The following is a 17,338-nucleotide window of genomic DNA, read 5'->3' as shown; positions in this document are numbered from 1 at the left end:
CTTCCGGACGGTGCTCTTCCCAAGGAGAGATCCATGAGCCGAGCCGAACTTCTGGTCCGCCTCCAGCGCGTGCAGGACATGCCGCAGATGCAGGGGCGCAATATCCGCTCCGTTGCGGCGATCCTCTCGATCGAAGCCCTCAAGAAGCATGTGGAGGTCTGCGAGGCGCAGGCCGAGAAGGCGGCGCTCAAGCAGTAGGCGTCCGCCGAAACGAAAAAGGGCCGCCGCATCCCGAACGGATACGGCGGCCCGCGCTGTTCGCGAACCGGCCCGGTCAGGGCAGGAGATTGTGGCTCTTCAGGAAGTCCTCGGCGACCGCGCGTGCCGGCTCGCCGCCGACCTGGACGCGGCCGTTCAGGTCCTGCAGCGTCTCGAGGTCGAGCTTCTCGAAGATGGGCTTCAGGACGTCGGCGATCTTCGGGTTCGCCTGGAGAACCGCCTCGCGAACGATCGGCGCGGGCTGGTAGATTGGCTGGACGTTCTTGTCGTCCTCCAGCACCTTGAGGCCGGACGGCGCGATGCCGCCATCCGTCCCGTAGACCATGGCCGTGTTGACCCCGCTCGTCCCCTGAGCGGCCGCGGCGATCGTCGCCGCCGTATCGCCGCCGGAGAGCGTCAGCAGCTGTTCGGGCTTCAGCGTGAATTGATACGTCGTCTGGAAGGCCGGCAGGGCGGAAGGCGAGTTCACGAACTCGGCCGACGCTGCGAGCTTGGCGTCGCCGCCGCCCGACACCCAGCGGCCGAAGTCGCTGAGCGTCCTCAGGTTGTTGCTGTTCGCCACGTCGTCACGGACCGCCATCCCCCACGTATTGTTGGCGCTCGCGGGCGTCAGCCAGACGATCTTGTTGGCATCGTAGTCGAGCTTCTTGGCCTCTTCGTAGGCCGCCGCTGCGTCCTTCCAGATCGGCGCGTCCGCCTTATTGAAGAAGAAGGCCGCATTGCCCGTGTATTCCGGGTAGATATCGATCTCACCCGCCGTGATCGCCTGCCGCATCACGGGCGTGCCGCCGAGTTGCAGGCGGTCGGTCGTCTCGATTCCGGCATTCTGGAGCGCGAGCAGCATGATGTTGCCGATGACGCCGCCCTCCGTGTCGATCTTCGAGGAGACGACGACGGGCGCGGCGAAGGCGGAGCCGGCCAACAGGGCGCTGGCCACGGCGGCGGTGAAGAGAAACGGCAGACGCGGCACGAAGATTCTCCCGACGTGAATCGGCGCGATGGGTGCCGATCCGGAAGCGGCGATCCTGCGTCAATCGCCGGATTTCGCAAGCCATTTCTGCGCGACATGCGGCGCGCGGGCGTCTGTCGTCATGGCACAAACGAAGAGTCGTTAAATTTATCTGAATACAGGCGGAACCGATTGGTGGCTCGCACGTAGTACCACCTTGCGGCAACAGGTTGGGGGACGGCGATGACCGCTTCCGAGATCGTGACGGCCTACGAGGCGGGCGTCATCACGGAGAACGAGGCAACCGAACAGGGGATGGTCGAAACCATCGACGACCTCTACTCGCGTGTTCCACGCGAGCGGCGCTATGGCGGACAGGTCGCAAACCGTCAGGGCGAACTGCAACGCCGGCACGGATGACCGGCGGCTGGGTCGCCCTTTCTCGGCGACTTGATCGACGCAGGCGTTGCTCATAACCACGGAGGCCGGGTTTTCGTCCGGTGCCGGAGTTTCGCGCCCATGACCGTCTTGTCCGTTAATGTGAACGCCGTGGCGATGTTGCGCAATCGGCGCAACCTGCCTTGGCCCGACCTTGCCCATATCGGTCGCCTCGCCCTGCAAAGCGGCGCGGGAGGCCTGACGGTGCATCCGAGGCCCGATCAGCGTCACGTGCGCTTCTCGGATCTGCCGACGCTGCGCGAACTCATCGACACCGACTTTCCGTCCGCTGAGTTCAACATCGAGGGTTATCCGAGCGATGACTTCCTGCGCCTGTGCGAGGATGCACGGGCGGATCAGGTGACCCTGGTGCCGGATGATCCGAGCCAGGCGACATCGGACCACGGTTGGGACTTCGAGGCGTCGCGCGACACCCTTCGACCGGTTATCGAGCGTCTGCGAGGGCGGGGCACTCGCGTGTCGCTTTTTTCGAACCCATCTCCTCAGGGTCTCGAGGCAGCGGCTGAACTCGGCGCGGAGCGAATCGAACTGTATACCGGCCCCTATGGCGCAACCCACGCCGACGCCGACGCCGCCATGCGGGAGATAGACCGCCTTCGCGAGACGGCCGAGCGTGCCTTCGCGCTTGGGATGGACGTCAACGCGGGACACGATCTGACGGTCGGCAACCTGCCGGCGCTCAAGCGGGCGATCCCCCGGCTTGCCGAGGTCTCGATCGGCCACGCGCTGACGGCCGATGCCCTGGAATACGGAATGCCGGAGACGGTACGTCGCTTCCTTGCGGCGCTCTCCGCGTGAGGCGAGATCGTCGGCTGAGTGTCGCGGTCATCGGCGACGCGCGAGCCATTCAGGACGCGCTCGTCGGTCATCACATCGTGTCGCTCGCGGACGTGCTCCGAGGAGGTGTGGTCGATTGCGTGGTCCTTTCCGACTTCGGCCCGGATGATCTGGTTCGGGCCCGAAGCCTCGCCGCGGGCGGAACGCCCGACGCCGTCGTCCTTGGCTCGGCCGGCAGCACGGACATCCGGCGTTTCGGCTTCCGAAACGTTCGCGAGACACAAGCCTCGTCCCTCGCCGCCATTCTCGGCGACATCGCCGCCTCTGGCGACGCCGAGCCGTTGCGTGCCCTCGTTCGTGCCGTCGAGGGGCATCTGATCGAGGTTTCGTGCGTTTCCGGCGTTCTTCAGAAGGGTGACACGGTCTGCGAGGCTCGCGAGGGGCTCGGTGCCTTGGTCGAAGACGTCGAAGACGTGGATGGGGATCTGGTCCGGTTGACCCTTGACCGTTCGCTTGCGGTATCGCCCGGCGACGTCATCTGCCGCCTCACGGAGCGACCCGAGGTCGCCGACCAGTTCGCCGCCCGCATCGTCTGGCAGGGCGGGGTGCCGCTGATCGCGGGCCGCGCCTATCGATTGAAAGTCGGCGAAAAGATCGTGACCGGCAGCGTCACGACGATCAAGCATCGCATCGAGCCGGGCATCGCCGAGCCGCTGGCCGCCCGCACGCTGCGCGACGGCGAGACCGGAGCCGTGAACCTGTCGCTGCGTTCGCCCATCGCCTTCGATCTGACCGACCGCAGTGGGCGCCTGCGCCGCGTGCGCGTCTACGACACGAGCGAGGAAACGCTTCTGGGCACCGGCGTCCTCGACTTCGCCCTGCGCCGGGCCGCTAACATCCACTGGCAAAGCGTTGCGGTCTCCAAGTCCCAGCGCGCCGCGCTCAAGCACCAGAAGCCGGTCCTCGTGTGGTTCACGGGCTTGTCCGGTTCCGGCAAGTCGACCGTGGCCAACCTGCTCGAGGCGCGCCTCATTTCTGAGGGCTGCCATACGTATCTGCTCGACGGCGACAATGTACGCCACGGTCTCAACCGCGATCTCGGCTTCACCGATGCCGATCGCGTCGAGAACATCCGCCGCGTCGCCGAGATCGCGAAGCTGATGGTGGATGCAGGACTGATCGTGCTCGCGTCATTCATCTCACCCTTCCGTGCCGAGCGCGCTCTCGCCCGCGATCTGCTCGGCGAGGGCGAGTTCGTGGAGGTCTTCGTCGATGCCCCGCTCGCGGTTGCGGAGGAGCGGGACCCCAAGGGCCTTTATCGCCGGGCGCGTCGAGGCGAGCTGCGCAACTTCACCGGGATCGACAGTCCCTATGAGGCGCCCGACCGGCCGGACATCCGGCTCGATACCGCGTCGACGCCGGCCGAAACGCTTGCGGAGCAGGTTTTCGCGCTTCTGGCGGAGCGAGGGCATCTCGTAGCGTGAGCGCCTGTGGCGCATCCCGGCCGCTGCCGATATAAGCCGCCCGAAACGCAAGCGGATGGGAAGCGTCGAGGACATGAAGGGTATCGTACTTGCCGGTGGCAGCGGGACGCGTCTGCATCCCATGACCTTGACCGCGTCGAAGCAGTTGCTGCCGGTCTACGACAAGCCGATGATCTACTATCCGCTGACGACGCTGATGCTGGCGGGCGTTCGCGACATCCTGATCATTTCGACGCCCCACGACCTGCCGCGCTTTCGCGATCTGCTCGGCAGCGGCGAGGCGTGGGGGGTAAGCTTCACCTATGCCGAGCAGCCGAGTCCCGATGGTCTGGCGCAAGCCTATCTGATCGGCGAGGAGTTCGTGGCGGGCGAGAGTTCCGTCCTCATCCTTGGCGACAACCTCTTCTATGGCCACGGTCTGCCGGAACTTCTGACGCGGGCCGCCGAGCGGCCGAGCGGCGCCAGCGTCTTCGCCTACCATGTGGCCGATCCCGAGCGTTACGGCATCGTCGCCTTCGACAAGGGTGGTCGCGCCCTGTCGATCGAGGAGAAGCCGGAGAAGCCGGCGTCGAACTGGGCCGTCACGGGCCTCTACTTCTACGACGGCCGTGCCTCCGGTCTTGCACGCAGCCTGAAGCCGTCGCCGCGCGGCGAGCTCGAGATCACGGACCTCAACCGGATCTACCTCGAGGAGGGAAGCCTCAGCGTCGAGACGATGGGGCGTGGCTTCGCCTGGCTCGATACCGGCACGCCGGACTCGCTCCTCGAGGCGGCCGAGTTCGTGCGCACGCTCGAGCATCGCCAGGGCTTCAAGATAGCCTGCCCGGAGGAGGTCGCCTTCCAGAGGGGCTTCATCGACGCGCAGCAGCTTCTGGCGCTGGGCAAGCGACTGGGGAAGAGCACCTACGGCCGCTACCTGCAGCGGATCGCGGAGAACTGAGATATGGATCGGCGTGCCCGGCTCGAGGCCGGCTTGGCGGACCTGCGTGCCGGAATCCGGCGGCGCGAGCTCTGGCTCTTTCTTGGCTGGCGCGACGTCCAGAAGCATTATCGTCGCTCTGTGCTCGGGCCCTTCTGGCTGACCCTGTCCATGGGCATCATGGTGGCGGGTCTTGGCGTCCTGTACTCGCAGATCTTCAACATGGAGATCTCGACCTACCTGCCGTTCCTCGCGCTCGGCTTCATCCTGTGGGGTCTGATCGGCACGTCGATCACGAATGCCTGCACCGTGTTCACCTCCGCGGCGAGCTCGGTGCGACAGATTCACATGCCGCTCAGCATCTATGTGTTCCAGTTCGCTTGGTCGCAGCTCATTACCTTCGCCCATAACTTCGTGATCTACATCGCGGTCGCGCTGATCTTTTCGATCAAGCCGTCCTGGTCGACGCTTCTCGTCATACCCGCGATCGGGCTGTTCACGCTCAATGCCGTCTTCTGCGCGATGATCCTAGGGCCGCTCTGCGCGCGGTTCCGCGACATACCGCTGATCATCGCGAGCCTGATCCAGGTCGCCTTCTTCATGACCCCGGTTCTCTGGAGCGCGGAGCAGATCCCGCAGCGCGCCCACTTCGTGAACCTCAACCCGTTCTACCACTTCATCGAGATCGCACGCGAACCGCTGCTCGGGGAGCCGATCAGCCTCCTGCACTGGGTCGTCGCGATCGTCCTGACGGCGATCCTCGGAACGGCATCCTTCCTCTTCTACGCGCGCTTTCGCTCGCGCGTCGCCTACTGGGCTTGAACCGCATGGCATCCGTAACCTTCGAGGATGTCGTGGTCGACATCCCGATCTACGACGCGAGCAGTCGTTCGCTGAAGAACAACGTCCTAGCCGCAGCCACCGGGGGGCAGATTCGCCCGCGCGAGGGGCGTGGCAAGGTGGCCATTCGCGCGGTCGACAGCATGACCCTGCGGTTCGACCATGGTGACCGCGTCGGGCTGATCGGACACAACGGCGCGGGCAAGTCGACGATCCTGCGCGTGATCTCCGGCATCTACGAGCCGACCGGCGGGCGCGTCCGCGTCGAGGGCGAGGTCGCCGCCATGTTCGATATCGGCTTCGGCATGGACCCGGAGGCGACGGGCTGGGAGAACATCACGCTGCGCGGCATGCTGCTCGGCTACTCCAAGCGCGAGATCGAGCGCCGGGCGCCGCAGATCGGCGCCGATACGGGACTGGGCGAGTTCCTCGACATGCCGCTGCGCACCTACAGCGCCGGTATGGCGACGCGCCTCGCCTTTGCCGTCTCGACCTCGATCCGTCCCGAAATACTGTTGATCGACGAGGGCATCGGGGCGGGCGACGCCGCCTTCATCGAGCAGGCGCAGCAACGGTTGCGGACCTTTATCGGCGAAGCTGGCCTGCTCGTCATGGCCTCGCATTCCAACTCGCTCCTGCGCGAGTGGTGCCGGACCGGATTGTGGCTGGAACACGGCCGTATTCGCATGCAGGGCGAGATCGCAGAGGTGATCGCCGCCTACGAGAAGCACGTCAGCGCCGTAGCGTGAGCGGGCAGGGTTAGGCGCTTCGGTCGCCGAACCCGTGCGACCTCGACCACCTCAGGCGGGGTTTGCTCGCTCCTGCTTGCAGCCCGCAACCGAACCGACGTGATCTGAACGGGCGGATCGACCCTTCTCGCGTGCGGTCGGCACAAACGACGCGCCCGTTGCACTCAACGACGAAAACGATCGGCGGGATGATTCGGGAACATGGTGGGCGCGACAGGGATCGAACCTGTGACCCCCTCGGTGTGAACGAGGTGCTCTCCCGCTGAGCTACGCGCCCTTGCGATCGGTGCGCCTTGGCGCCCGTCGGGTAGGAGGTGTTTAGGCAAAAGGCCGCGCGCCGTCAATCGGCCGCGACGGTTTCCATGAGCCGGAAAAGCGCGGAGGCGTCGATCTCGCGAAAGTGCGTCACGACGAGGTCGGCTTTCGCCCGGGCGGCGGGGCAGGGATCGTAGCCGAAATCCACGAGGACGGACCGCAGCCCCGCGCGCCGCGCCGCCTCCATGTCCGTGTCGGTGTCGCCGATCATCACGCTGCGCGCGGCCGTGCCGCGTGCGAGCGAGACGGTTCCCAGGAGATGGACCGGATCGGGCTTGCGGCCAGCGAACGTGTCGCTGCCGCAGATCGCGACGAAGTCGCCGGCGAGGCCGAGTTCCGCGAGAAGCCGCTGTGCGAGGCTTTCCGTCTTGTTGGTGCAGATGGCGAGCCGGAAGCCAGCTCGGCGCAGCCGGTCCAGTGCCTCCACCGCACCCGGGAAGGGCCGCGAATCGTCGGCTATGTGCGCGCCGTATCGCTCGAGAAAGCGCGGCAGTTGCTCTGTCAGGCTCGCTTCGTCAGCCTCGCGGCCGGCCATTTCGTAACCAAGCCGCAGGATGGCTCGCGCCCCGCGCCCGGCATGGGGGCGCACGTCATCGACGTGCAAAGCGGGAAGGCCTGCAAGTTGAAGGCAATGATTCAGCGCGCCCGTCAGGTCCGGGGCCGTGTCCACCAGCGTGCCGTCCAGATCGAAGACGGCCAAAGGCGCCTCGTTGTCGAGAGCGGGTTCGAAGGGGGCGATGGTGCGCCTGGGCGGCTGAGCGTTCATGTGGGGGCGACTTTGGCCGGGGCGGACAACGAATCAAGCCGCTGGGGACTCGCTCCCCCCCATTCCGGTTCGAGCGACGCAACAGGGCAACACGAAAGGGGATCGTGTATCCCCAATGGTTTCCAAGGCGTTTCGGTCTGCAACGTTTCCTTGCCCGGTGAACCGTCGTAAGGGCGAAGCGCGAGACGGGGAGACGAGCGATGGATGCGGCGGACGGGAAGCGGCGCGCGGCTGCGGCGGCCTTAACGGAGGTTCGCCAGGGAATGCGGCTCGGCATCGGCACGGGATCGACCGCCGAAGCCTTCGTTCATCTTCTGTCGGTGCGCATCCGCGACGAGGGCTTGCGGATTGTCGGGGTGCCGACCTCGGAGAGGACGGCGGCGCTCTGCCGCGACCTCGGCGTTCCGCTGACGACGCTCGACGACATGCCCGAGCTCGATCTCACGATCGACGGCGCCGACGAGATCGACACGTCGCTTCGGCTCATCAAGGGGGGAGGCGGGGCGCTTCTTCGCGAGAAGATCGTCGCCGCCAGCTCGGCCCGGATGATCGTGATCGCCGACAGCAGCAAGACGGTCGATACGCTCGGCACCTTCCCGCTGCCGGTCGAGATCAATCCGTTCGGGGCTGTGGCGACGCGGATCCAGATCGAGAAAGCCGCGTCGCGCCTAGGGCTGGACGGTGCGCTCACGCTCCGCATGCGCGACGCCGTTCCGTTCGTCACCGATGGCGGGCACCATATCCTCGACGCATCATTTGGCCGTATTCCCGATCCAGAAGCGCTTTCCGCGTCCCTCCATGCCGTTCCAGGCGTCGTCGAGCACGGCCTCTTCATCGGATTGGCCACGGCAGCCGTGATCGCTCGCGGCGGGGAGATCGAGGTTCGAGGCGCGCTCTAGCGTCCGGGGCTTGCGACGACGCGCGGAGTTTGGCACCTGCAGCCCGAACGACCGTCGGTCGGTTTGAACGAGGAAAAGATCTTGATGGTCAGCACTAGCTTGCGTCGTGGGCTGCTCCCCTTCGCTGCCGCCGCCTTTTGGTTCGCGACGCCCGCGATGGCGCAGGACGTCAGCCCCGCCCATCTGGCAGCGGCGCGCGAGGCAGTGGATGCGATCGACGCCACCGAGCAGTTCGATCAGATCCTCCTGAACGCGGCGACGCAGATCAAGGCCGAGCTGATCGTCAATAATCCGAATCTCCAGAACGAGATTTCCAACATGGTGGACGAGAACGCTTTGGCGCTCGCTCCCCGTCGCGGCGATCTGGAGAACGAGGTCGCGCGCATCTACGCCAAGCTCTTCACCGAGCAGGAGCTTCGCGAGATCGCGCAGTTCTACAAGTCCGAGGCGGGTCGCAAGCTCATCTCGCAGGGGCCCGCCGCCTCGCGCGACATGATGCAGGCGGCCGACGTCTGGTCGAACGGCATCGTGCGCGACCTTCGCAACAGCGCCCAGCAGGGCATGCGGCGTTTGGCGCCCCCTGCCGAGGCCAGCACCGCGCAGTGACGGCACGCGCTCACGCGCTATAGATGCAAAGGCGGCCGCAACGGCCGCCTTTTTCGTGATGGGGACAGTACCAGTGGCGTCGAGCGGATACGACTACGACTTCTTCGTGATCGGCGGCGGGTCGGGCGGCGTTCGCGCAGCTCGCCGGGCGGCGGCGCTCGGGCTGCGCGTCGGCATCACCGAGGAGTATCGCTACGGCGGCACCTGCGTGATCCGCGGCTGCGTGCCGAAGAAGATCATGGTCTATGCCTCGCGCTTCTCCGAAGAGTTCGAGGATGCACATGCCTTCGGCTGGAGCGTAGGCGATACGAGCTTCGACTGGTCCAGGCTGATCGAGGCGAAGGACAAGGAGATCGCGCGCCTCGAGGGACTTTACCGCGCGAACCTCGCAAGGGCCGGAACCCAAATCCTCGAGGGTCGTGCCGTCCTGGAGGGTCCGAACCAGGTTCGGCTTCTCGCCGATGATCGCGTCGTCACCGCCGAGCGTATCCTGCTTGCGGTCGGCGGCAGCGCGGACAGCGTCGCCGCGCTACCCGGTGCCGAGTACTGCATCACCTCCAACGAGGCTTTCCACCTCAAAGCGCTGCCGCGCGAGATCGCGATCCTGGGGGGCGGATACATCGCGGTCGAGTTCGCCAACATCTTCCACGGCCTCGGCTCTAAGGTAACGCTGGTCCTGCGCGGCGATAGGCTTCTCAAGGGGTTCGAGGAGGATCTTCGCGACGAGCTTCAGGCTCAGATGATCGCCAAGGGTATCGAGATTCGGACCGGCGAGTCCTTTGCGGACGTTGCCATGGCCCGGGACGGTCGTATGGCCGTGACGCTGAAGGGTGGCGACCGGCTCGTGGTCGACCAGGCGATGCTCGCGGTCGGGCGCAAGCCCAACACGATCGACCTCGGCTGCGAGCGGGCGGGCGTGGAGCTGGACGAGAAGGGCTCCGTTCGCGTCGACGACTACTCTCGCACCACCTCGCCCGGCATCTATGCCATCGGCGACTGCACTGACCGCCTGCAGCTGACCCCGGTCGCGATCCACGAGGCCATGTGCCTCGTCGACACGTTGTTCCTCGACCGTCCCACCAAGCCCGATCTCGACTTCGTGCCGACCGCTGTCTTCTCGCAACCTGAGCTCGGCACGGTCGGCCTGACCGAGGCTGAGGCCGTCAGGCGCTTCGGCGACATCGATATCTTCCGGGCCCGCTTCAAGCCGCTCAAGCACACCGTGACGGGCCGCGAGGAGCGCACGCTCATGAAGCTCGTGGTCGCAGCCGATGGCGGGCGCGTTCTCGGCGCGCATGTTCTGGGTGGCGATGCGGGCGAGCTCGCGCAGATCCTCGGCATCTGCGTCAAGGCGGAGCTGACCAAGGATGCCTTCGACCGTACCATGGCGGTTCACCCCACAGCAGCCGAGGAGCTCGTCACGCTGTATGACCCAAGCTACCGCATCCGAGGCGGTCAGCGGATCGAGAGCTGAGGTTGCCGCGCGCGTTCGGGTGACAAGCGGCTGAAATCCTGCGTATAAGCCGCCCATCGTTCGCTCCGACGGGCGGCCGGCACCTCGCTTCGCCGGCACTTCTGCCGGAGGCCGCATAGGGCGGCGAAGGAGGTCATATGGTCAAGGATTGGAATCCCAAGAGCTGGCGCGCGAAGCCGATCCAGCAGGTTCCCGCCTATCCCGATCTCGATGCCCTGGCCGAAACCGAGAAGCGCCTCGCGTCCTTTCCGCCGCTCGTTTTTGCAGGTGAGGCGCGCAAGCTGAAGCGTGCGCTCGGCGAGGTCGCGGAGGGCCGTGCCTTCCTGCTCCAGGGCGGTGACTGCGCCGAGAGCTTCGCCGAGCATGGCGCCGACAACATTCGCGACTTCTTCCGCGCCTTTCTGCAAATGGCCGTCGTCCTCACCTTCGCGGCGTCCTCGCCGGTGGTGAAGGTCGGTCGCATCGCGGGCCAGTTCGCCAAGCCTCGTTCGTCGGGCGACGAGACGAAGAACGGCGTCACGCTGCCGTCCTACCGCGGCGACATCATCAACGGCATCGACTTCGATGAGGCCTCGCGCATCCCGGCGCCCGAGCGCCAGGAGATGGCCTACCGCCAGTCGGCTGCGACGCTGAACCTTCTGCGCGCCTTCGCGCAGGGTGGCTACGCCAATCTGGATAACGTTCATCAGTGGATGCTCGGCTTCGTGTCCGGCAGCCCGCAGGCGGAGCGCTACGGCCAGTTGGCCGACCGCATCTCCGAGACGATGAACTTCATGCGCGCGATCGGCATCAACTCCGAGTCGCATCCCTCGCTGCGCGAGACGGATTTCTTCACGAGCCACGAGGCGCTGCTTCTGGGCTACGAGGAGGCGCTGACGCGCGTCGATTCGACGAGCGGCGAGTGGTACGCGACCTCGGGCCACATGATCTGGATCGGCGATCGCACGCGCCAGATCGACCATGCCCATGTCGAATACTGCCGCGGCATCCGCAATCCGATCGGCCTGAAGTGCGGGCCCTCGCTTGCCGCCGACGACCTCATCCGCCTGATCGACGTCCTCAACCCTGCAAACGAGGCGGGACGCCTGACGCTCATCACGCGCTTCGGCCACGAGAAGGCGGCCGAGCACCTGCCGCGCCTCGTGCGCGCCGTGGAGCGGGAAGGGCGTAAGGTCGTGTGGTCGTGCGATCCCATGCACGGCAACACGATCACGGTGAACGACTACAAGACGCGCCCCTTCGAGCGCATCCTCGCCGAGGTCGAGACCTTCTTCGACGTGCATCGCGCCGAAGGAACGCATGCCGGCGGCATCCATGTCGAGATGACCGGCAAGGACGTGACCGAATGCACGGGCGGCGCGCGTCCGGTTCTCGCCGAGGACCTGTCCGACCGCTACCACACGCACTGCGATCCGCGTCTCAACGCCAATCAGGCGCTGGAGCTCTCGTTCCTGGTGGCCGAACGCATCAAGAAGGAGCAGGAGGCTCATCCGCCTCGGCAGGTCGTCAACTTCTGACGGGTCGACGCCACGTCGTCTCATGCGAAAGGGCGGTCCGAAAGGCACCGCCCTTTTTCGTTCTCGCCGTTGGCGATCAGTCGTTGCGGCGCTTGGCGGTCGTGCGCGAGGGGCTCAGATCGTCGTCGCAGCGGTCGCGCCGAAGCAAGCGGTCGCGCAGGAGCGAGCCGCCCTGCTGCCACATGATGAAGGCGACCAGCGCCACGAGCAGAACGCCCACCACCACCATCGCCCAATGCTCCATCTGCTCGAGCCGTGCGAAGACGCCGGTGATGGAGTAGCCGAAGACGTAGCCGATGGTGGTGAAGAGGCCGGCCCAGATGAAGGCGCCGATCGCGTTGAGAACAAGGAAGCGCGGGACGCTGATCGACGACAGGCCGAGCGCGATGAGGCCCGGGACCCGAAGGCCGTAGACGTAACGGTTCACGATCACGAAGTACGCCTGGAAGCGGTCGACGAGGCGCAGTGCCTTGGCGAACTTCGGCTTCTTCGTCCATCGCCTTACCCAGCGGCTGTCGGAGAAGTAGCGAGCGAAGAGGAAGACCGCGAGGTCGCCGCAGAAGGACCCGACCAGCGCGAGGGCGGCCATCAGCTCGAGCGGATAGGTACCCCGATAGGCCAGGAATCCGCCGATGATCGCGAAGACCTCGCCCTCGAAGAACGTCCCGATGAAGACGATGATCGGACCGAAGCGGTCGATCAGGTCGAGAATCTCATACACACGCGACTCCGAACGGCGCTGACCCGGACGTGGCGCACCCGGCGGACGCTATGTCGGGCTTGCGGACGATTTTGCAAACCCAAAAGGCATGGAAGCCTGATTGCCCCTAATGCCTGTGGCGGTCGCGTACCGCTGCGGCCGTTCGTTTCAGGCGTCGCGTCGCTGCAAACCCAGTTCGATGCGGGCCAGTCGCGTTTCCATCGCCAGGAGGGCTTCACGCAAGGACGCCTCGGACGCCTCCCGCCGCATGTCGTCGAGCTTCTCGTGCAGCGCCATGATCTCGATCTCGGCCTTGAGGTTCACCTCGTAGTCGAGGCTCGCGTCGAGCCGGTCGCGCTTGGCCGCTCTGTTCTGCGACATCATGATGATCGGCGCCTGGATGGCGGCGATCATCGAGAGGACGAGGTTCAGGAAGATGTAGGGATAGGGATCGAACGCCTCGCGGACGAGGAGAACCGAGTTCATCACGACCCACGCGGCCAGGAAGGCGAGGAACCCGATGATGAAAGACCAAGAGCCGCCAACGCGCGCGATCGCGTCCGCGAGCCGGTCGCCGAACGTCGTTTCGCCCTGGATCTTGTCGTTGACGTCGCTGGAGATCGGCTGGTGCTGGCGTGAACTCTCCAGCACCCGCCGTTCGACGGGCTTCAAACGCTCGAGCGGCCGCCCGAAGATGCGCAGGGCCAGGCTGCGGCCGTTCCGAATCGGATCCATGGTCCGTCTCCAGCAAATGATGAAAGCAGCGGTCGATGGTGTGCGCCGGCCGGCGCGGGACGTGCTATGGCTCCATATAACGCGCCTGGGAATGCCGTCCCGGTCGTCATCCCATTAAGAATAGGAAAGCTGGCGCCGCGCTCGATCGCCGGTCCGGCGCGAAGCTTCGCCGATGTGGAACGAACTCCCCGCGCTTTCGGACGTGGCGGCTGCAAGCCTTGCGGTCGGCGTCCTTTTTCTCGCGCGCTTCGCCTTGGCGCTGCGCCGCCTGCGCGCTGACAGCGGCCTTCGGGGCGGCGGGATGCGTCATGCTTGGGGCGTTCGCTTCGCCGGTTCCTTCGGCACCGAACACGAGCCGGAGCGGCGGCACGCGGCGCGCCAGCTCGGCATCGGTCTCGTGTTCCTCAGCATAGCGGTGGCTCTCTATGGTTGGCTGGTGTCCGTGTCCGTCCTCAGGCCCATTCTTGCCGAGGGTGGGCTGGTCGCCCTCGGGCGGCGCATCGTGACGTGAGCGGCTTTCTCGACTTCGCGCGTCGCAATGCCCGCTGGCTGGGCGGCACGTTCCTCCTATGCTTCGGCTCGTCCTTCGGTCAGACCTTCTTCATCTCCCTGTCGGGCGGCGAGATCCGGCGCGAACTCTCGCTCTCCAACGGCGCCTTCGGCTTCATCTACATGATGGCGACGCTGGGCAGCGCCGCCACGCTACCCTTTGCCGGACGGCTGCTCGACCGATTTTCGACCCGACGGATCGCCGCCGTCGTGATACTCGGGCTTGCGGTTGCCTGCCTCCTGATGGCCGCCGTCCGCAACGTCGCGATGCTGGTGGTCGCCATCTACCTCCTGCGCTTCTTCGGGCAGGGGATGATGTCGCAGATCGCCTTCACCGCGGTTGGCCGCTGGTTCGTCGCCAATCGCGGACGGGCGGTCTCGATCGCGACCATCGGCAACCAGGCCGGCGAGGCGATCTTTCCGCTTTCCTTCGTGGTGCTGGCCGGGTGGCTCGGTTGGCGCGGCAACTGGATGTTGTCCGCCGCCGTCCTCGTCCTCGTCGCGCTGCCCGCCATCACGACGCTCGTGCGCCGCGAGCGCGATCCCGCATCCGGACACCGTGCGTCGCTGCGACCGGCGGCGCGGGACTGGACGATCGGCGAAGTGCTCCGCTCCTGGGAGTTCTACGTCCTGTGCCTCGGCGTTCTCGCGCCGCCCTTCATCGCGACGAGCATCTTCTTTCACCAGGTCTACCTGACCGAGGAGCGCGGCTGGCCGCTGGAAGTCTTCGCGTCCTCGTTCATCGTCATGTCCGGGGTGACTGCGGCCTTCGCGCTGGTCTGCGGATGGATGATCGACCGTTTCACCGCGCTTCGCATCCTGCCCTTCTTTCTCGTGCCGATGACGCTGGCTTGCCTCGTGATCGCGAACGCGAGCGAGATCGGCTACGTCTTTCTCTTCATGGCGCTGCTCGGCATCTCGAACGGGTTCTCGGCGACGCTATTCGGCGCGCTCTGGCCAGAGGTGTATGGCACGAAGCATCTCGGCCAACTCCGTTCCCTGGTTCTGGCGGCGATCGTCTTCGGCTCTGCGCTCGGCCCCGGTCTGACCGGCGTGCTGATCGATCGAGGCGTGCCGCTCTCCTCACAGATCAACGTCATGGCGTTCTACTGCCTGGTCGCGACGATCCTCATGACGCTGGTTTCGCTGCGGCTGAGAGGCGCCGCCCACCTGCGCCCGGTCGAGGCGCCCCTGCCGGAGCCGATCGTCGATCGGGTCGATTCCGAACCCGCCGTCGGCCGGTCGGACGCGTGATTGCGCCCGCGCCGCGCGCGGTCTAATCGCGGCGCATGGCTCCCATCGTCCGCTTCGCTCCGTCGCCCACCGGCTATCTCCACATCGGAAACCTGCGCCCGGCGCTCTTCAACTGGCTCTTCGCCCAGCGCGAGGGCGGCCGGTTCATCCTGCGCTACGACGACACGGACCTCGAACGGTCGAAGCGCGAATATGCCGACGCGGTCCTGGAGGACATCGAGTGGATCGGCCTGCGCCCGGACGAGATCGCGCGCCAGTCCCAGCGGCTCGACCGCTATGATGCCGCCTCCGAGCGGCTGCGGGATAGCGGCGCGATCTACCCCTGCTTCGAAACGGCGGACGAGCTGGAGCGTGCGCGCCGCCGTCGTCTCGCGCGCGGGCTTCCACCCGTCTATACGCGTGATGCGCTTCGCCTGAACGCCGAGGAGCGCGCGCGGCTCGAGGCGGAAGGCCGCAAGCCCTACTGGCGCTTTCGGCTGCCGAACGCGCCGGACGGATCGCTCGATCCCGTTCGCACCGAAATCCGCTGGAACGACCTCGTACGCGGCGAGGAACTGGTCGATCTCGCCTCGCTCTCCGATCCCGTAGTGCGACGGGAGGACGGAACCTACCTCTATACCTTCACCTCGGTCGTCGACGACGCCGAGATGGGCATTACCCACATCCTGCGCGGCGACGACCACGTGACGAACACGGGCGTTCAGATCGCGATCTTCGAAGCGCTCGGCGCGCCCGTGCCGCGCTTCGGGCATTTCAACCTTCTCACCACGATCGACGGCGAGGGCCTGTCCAAGCGCAGCGGCGCCCTGTCGCTTCGCACACTGCGCGAGGAGGGCTTCGAGCCCATGGCCGTCGCCTCGCTGGCCGTGCTGACCGGCCTCTCCGGTTCGATCGAGGCTGTGCCCGATCTCGGCACGCTCGCCCGCCGCCTCGACTTCGGCGCCGTGTCGCACTCGAGCGCAAAGTTCGATCCGGCAAACCTCCTGCGCCTCAACGCCGAGCTCGTCCACGCCAAGCAAACCGGCGAGGTCGCGGAAGAGCTTGAAGGTATGGGCGTGCCGGCCGACCGGGCGGATGCCTTCTGGCTCACCGTACGAGGCAATTGCGAACGGGTGCGCGATGCCGCAGCCTGGGCCGATATCATCTGGAAGGGGCCGTCGCAGGAGGCGGCTGTTGCGGACGCGGACCGCGCCTTCGTTGCGGACGCGATCGATGCGCTGCCGCCGGAACCTTTCGCTGCAACGACCTGGAAGCTCTGGACTGACGATCTCAAGGCGCGCACGGGACGCAAGGGTCGCGCGCTCTTCCTGCCGTTGCGCATCGCGCTGACGGGACGCGAGCACGGACCGGATATGTCCGCGCTTCTGCCGCTGATCGGGCGCGAGAAGGCGCTGGAACGCCGCCCCTAGCCCGACGCCGACGATCCTTGATCCGTCCCGGGATAGTCTGGGCCACCTTATCCGGCTCGCACCGTCCGCTGCCGAAGCGAGTTTGCTCCGGCGGCGGACGGTTTCAGGCGTTCGACGCCCGGTTCTCGTCCTTCTGCACGGCCTCCGCCACGGCGATGGCGGCCATGTTGACGACGCCGCGCGAGGTGACGGATGGCGTGAGGATGTGAGCCGGCCGGGCGGTGCCGAGAAGGATCGGTCCGACATGCAGCGCGTCGGTCGTCACCTTGACGACGTTCATCGTGATGTTGGCGGCATCCAGCGTCGGGAAGAGCAGAAGGTTGGCGTCGCCCTTCAGCGACGTTTCCGGCATGACGCGACGGCGCAACTCCTCCGACAGCGCGGCATCGCCGTGCATCTCGCCGTCGATCTCCATGTCGATGCCGCTCTCCTGCACCAGCGCCAGAGCGCGGCGCAGCTTCTGCGCGTCCTCCATGTCGCTCGTGCCGAAGTTGGACGAGGACAGGAGCGCGGCCCTCGGCTTGATGCCGAAGCGATGGATCTCGATCGAGGCCAGCTTGGCGATCTCGGCGAGGCACTCGGCGGACGGGCTCTCCTGGACGTAGGTGTCGGCGAAGAAGAGCGTCCGCTCCGACGAGATCAGAAGGCTGAGCGCGGAAAGGTTGCGGACCCCCGGCGCCTTGCCGATCACCTGCCGGATGTCGCGGATATGGCGGGG

Annotated in this window: 19 protein-coding genes and 1 tRNA gene; 14 read left to right on the top strand and 6 right to left on the bottom strand. The window is 66.2% G+C overall.

Annotation, left to right across the window (positions count from 1 at the left end; all coding sequences use genetic code 11):
* Nucleotides 1-33: 33 nt before the first annotated feature.
* Nucleotides 34-198, top strand: a complete 165-nt coding sequence (locus tag AUL35_RS22465) for a hypothetical protein (RefSeq protein WP_192847021.1) — start codon at nucleotides 34-36, stop codon at nucleotides 196-198.
* Nucleotides 199-274: 76 nt separating this feature from the next.
* Here the strand turns inward: AUL35_RS22465 and AUL35_RS01980 are convergent, their stop codons facing one another.
* A complete protein-coding gene (locus AUL35_RS01980) occupies nucleotides 275-1,156 on the bottom strand; it encodes an ABC transporter substrate-binding protein (RefSeq protein WP_244493640.1) in 882 nt (293 codons plus the stop codon).
* A gap of 255 nt (nucleotides 1,157-1,411) precedes the next feature.
* Between AUL35_RS01980 and AUL35_RS21930 the strand changes: the two genes are divergently transcribed.
* The 6 genes from AUL35_RS21930 to AUL35_RS01955 all read left to right on the top strand — a co-directional run bounded on the left by AUL35_RS21930 (nucleotide 1,412) and on the right by AUL35_RS01955 (nucleotide 6,396).
* Complete coding sequence (locus tag AUL35_RS21930) at nucleotides 1,412-1,588, top strand: hypothetical protein (RefSeq protein ID WP_156417794.1); 177 nt, start codon at nucleotides 1,412-1,414, stop codon at nucleotides 1,586-1,588.
* A 99-nt stretch (nucleotides 1,589-1,687) separates the two neighbouring features.
* On the top strand, nucleotides 1,688-2,425 hold the full coding sequence (locus AUL35_RS01975; protein ID WP_062011492.1) for a pyridoxine 5'-phosphate synthase: 738 nt from the start codon (nucleotides 1,688-1,690) through the stop codon (nucleotides 2,423-2,425).
* Nucleotides 2,422-3,888, top strand: coding sequence for an adenylyl-sulfate kinase (gene cysC / locus AUL35_RS01970; RefSeq protein WP_062011490.1), 1,467 nt, complete (start codon nucleotides 2,422-2,424; stop codon nucleotides 3,886-3,888). Before AUL35_RS01975 ends, cysC begins: the two co-directional genes overlap by 4 nt.
* Nucleotides 3,889-3,961: 73 nt before the next feature.
* The gene (gene rfbA / locus AUL35_RS01965; protein ID WP_062011563.1) at nucleotides 3,962-4,828 is read left to right on the top strand and encodes a glucose-1-phosphate thymidylyltransferase RfbA; all 867 of its coding nucleotides are present in this window, start codon (nucleotides 3,962-3,964) and stop codon (nucleotides 4,826-4,828) included.
* A gap of 3 nt (nucleotides 4,829-4,831) precedes the next feature.
* Nucleotides 4,832-5,629: an ABC transporter permease gene (locus AUL35_RS01960; protein ID WP_062011488.1), complete on the top strand. Its 798-nt coding sequence runs from the start codon at nucleotides 4,832-4,834 to the stop codon at nucleotides 5,627-5,629.
* A gap of 5 nt (nucleotides 5,630-5,634) precedes the next feature.
* Nucleotides 5,635-6,396, top strand: a complete 762-nt coding sequence (locus tag AUL35_RS01955; protein ID WP_062011486.1) for an ABC transporter ATP-binding protein — start codon at nucleotides 5,635-5,637, stop codon at nucleotides 6,394-6,396.
* Between the two features lie 202 nt (nucleotides 6,397-6,598).
* Here AUL35_RS01955 and AUL35_RS01950 read toward each other — a convergent pair.
* Both AUL35_RS01950 and AUL35_RS01945 read right to left on the bottom strand, forming a co-directional pair.
* Nucleotides 6,599-6,673: transfer RNA gene (locus tag AUL35_RS01950), tRNA-Val, on the bottom strand.
* Between the two features lie 63 nt (nucleotides 6,674-6,736).
* Nucleotides 6,737-7,477, bottom strand: coding sequence for an HAD-IIIA family hydrolase (locus tag AUL35_RS01945; RefSeq protein WP_062011484.1), 741 nt, complete (start codon nucleotides 7,475-7,477; stop codon nucleotides 6,737-6,739).
* A gap of 200 nt (nucleotides 7,478-7,677) precedes the next feature.
* Here AUL35_RS01945 and rpiA point away from each other — a divergent pair, with 200 nt between their 5' ends.
* From rpiA to AUL35_RS01925, 4 genes are all read left to right on the top strand, one after another.
* Nucleotides 7,678-8,376, top strand: coding sequence for a ribose-5-phosphate isomerase RpiA (rpiA, locus tag AUL35_RS01940; protein ID WP_062011482.1), 699 nt, complete (start codon nucleotides 7,678-7,680; stop codon nucleotides 8,374-8,376).
* Between the two features lie 81 nt (nucleotides 8,377-8,457).
* Entirely contained in the window at nucleotides 8,458-8,982 is a 525-nt protein-coding gene (locus tag AUL35_RS01935; protein WP_062011562.1) for a DUF2059 domain-containing protein, read from the top strand.
* Nucleotides 8,983-9,055: 73 nt separating this feature from the next.
* Nucleotides 9,056-10,456 (top strand): glutathione-disulfide reductase, encoded by a 1,401-nt coding sequence (gene gor, locus AUL35_RS01930; RefSeq protein ID WP_244493639.1) that lies wholly within the window; start codon nucleotides 9,056-9,058, stop codon nucleotides 10,454-10,456.
* Between the two features lie 137 nt (nucleotides 10,457-10,593).
* Complete coding sequence (locus AUL35_RS01925; RefSeq protein WP_062011478.1) at nucleotides 10,594-11,973, top strand: class II 3-deoxy-7-phosphoheptulonate synthase; 1,380 nt, start codon at nucleotides 10,594-10,596, stop codon at nucleotides 11,971-11,973.
* 76 nt (nucleotides 11,974-12,049) lie between these two features.
* On the opposite strand, the gene AUL35_RS01920 is transcribed toward AUL35_RS01925, so the two are convergent.
* Together AUL35_RS01920 and AUL35_RS01915 are read right to left on the bottom strand one after the other, a co-directional pair.
* Nucleotides 12,050-12,694 carry a DedA family protein gene (locus tag AUL35_RS01920; RefSeq protein ID WP_062011476.1) on the bottom strand — a complete coding sequence of 215 codons (645 nt, stop codon included), beginning with the start codon at nucleotides 12,692-12,694 and terminating at the stop codon, nucleotides 12,050-12,052.
* 147 nt (nucleotides 12,695-12,841) lie between these two features.
* On the bottom strand, nucleotides 12,842-13,408 hold the full coding sequence (locus AUL35_RS01915) for a DUF1003 domain-containing protein (RefSeq protein WP_062011474.1): 567 nt from the start codon (nucleotides 13,406-13,408) through the stop codon (nucleotides 12,842-12,844).
* Between the two features lie 172 nt (nucleotides 13,409-13,580).
* Here AUL35_RS01915 and AUL35_RS01910 point away from each other — a divergent pair, with 172 nt between their 5' ends.
* Genes AUL35_RS01910 through gltX form a run of 3 tightly spaced genes read left to right on the top strand, consistent with a single transcriptional unit; the run spans nucleotide 13,581 to nucleotide 16,620 of the window.
* Nucleotides 13,581-13,919, top strand: a complete 339-nt coding sequence (locus AUL35_RS01910) for a hypothetical protein (RefSeq protein WP_062011472.1) — start codon at nucleotides 13,581-13,583, stop codon at nucleotides 13,917-13,919.
* Entirely contained in the window at nucleotides 13,916-15,211 is a 1,296-nt protein-coding gene (locus AUL35_RS01905) for an MFS transporter (RefSeq protein WP_062011471.1), read from the top strand. Before AUL35_RS01910 ends, AUL35_RS01905 begins: the two co-directional genes overlap by 4 nt.
* A gap of 35 nt (nucleotides 15,212-15,246) precedes the next feature.
* On the top strand, nucleotides 15,247-16,620 hold the full coding sequence (gltX, locus tag AUL35_RS01900) for a glutamate--tRNA ligase (RefSeq protein WP_062011468.1): 1,374 nt from the start codon (nucleotides 15,247-15,249) through the stop codon (nucleotides 16,618-16,620).
* Between the two features lie 103 nt (nucleotides 16,621-16,723).
* On the opposite strand, the gene AUL35_RS01895 is transcribed toward gltX, so the two are convergent.
* Nucleotides 16,724-17,338: phosphate acyltransferase (locus tag AUL35_RS01895; RefSeq protein WP_280137314.1), on the bottom strand; the 615-nt coding region annotated here is incomplete at its 5' end.

This window comes from Aureimonas sp. AU4, assembly GCF_001463765.1.
Lineage (GTDB): Bacteria > Pseudomonadota > Alphaproteobacteria > Rhizobiales > Rhizobiaceae > Aureimonas.
Note: the sequence above shows the minus strand (reverse complement) of the source record. Positions and strands in the feature narration are given on the sequence as shown.

Bases quoted from the DNA above. Each gene is read 5' to 3' on its own strand.
- AUL35_RS22465 (WP_192847021.1), top strand. From the start codon at position 34: ATGAGCCGAGCCGAACTTCTGGTCCGCCTCCAGCGCGTGCAGGACATG.
- AUL35_RS21930 (WP_156417794.1), top strand. From the start codon at position 1,412: ATGACCGCTTCCGAGATCGTGACGGCCTACGAGGCGGGCGTCATCACG.
- AUL35_RS01975 (WP_062011492.1), top strand. From the start codon at position 1,688: ATGACCGTCTTGTCCGTTAATGTGAACGCCGTGGCGATGTTGCGCAAT.
- rfbA (WP_062011563.1), top strand. From the start codon at position 3,962: ATGAAGGGTATCGTACTTGCCGGTGGCAGCGGGACGCGTCTGCATCCC.
- AUL35_RS01960 (WP_062011488.1), top strand. From the start codon at position 4,832: ATGGATCGGCGTGCCCGGCTCGAGGCCGGCTTGGCGGACCTGCGTGCC.
- AUL35_RS01955 (WP_062011486.1), top strand. From the start codon at position 5,635: ATGGCATCCGTAACCTTCGAGGATGTCGTGGTCGACATCCCGATCTAC.
- AUL35_RS01945 (WP_062011484.1), bottom strand. From the start codon at position 7,477: ATGAACGCTCAGCCGCCCAGGCGCACCATCGCCCCCTTCGAACCCGCT.
- rpiA (WP_062011482.1), top strand. From the start codon at position 7,678: ATGGATGCGGCGGACGGGAAGCGGCGCGCGGCTGCGGCGGCCTTAACG.
- AUL35_RS01925 (WP_062011478.1), top strand. From the start codon at position 10,594: ATGGTCAAGGATTGGAATCCCAAGAGCTGGCGCGCGAAGCCGATCCAG.
- AUL35_RS01915 (WP_062011474.1), bottom strand. From the start codon at position 13,408: ATGGATCCGATTCGGAACGGCCGCAGCCTGGCCCTGCGCATCTTCGGG.
- AUL35_RS01910 (WP_062011472.1), top strand. From the start codon at position 13,581: ATGTGGAACGAACTCCCCGCGCTTTCGGACGTGGCGGCTGCAAGCCTT.
- gltX (WP_062011468.1), top strand. From the start codon at position 15,247: ATGGCTCCCATCGTCCGCTTCGCTCCGTCGCCCACCGGCTATCTCCAC.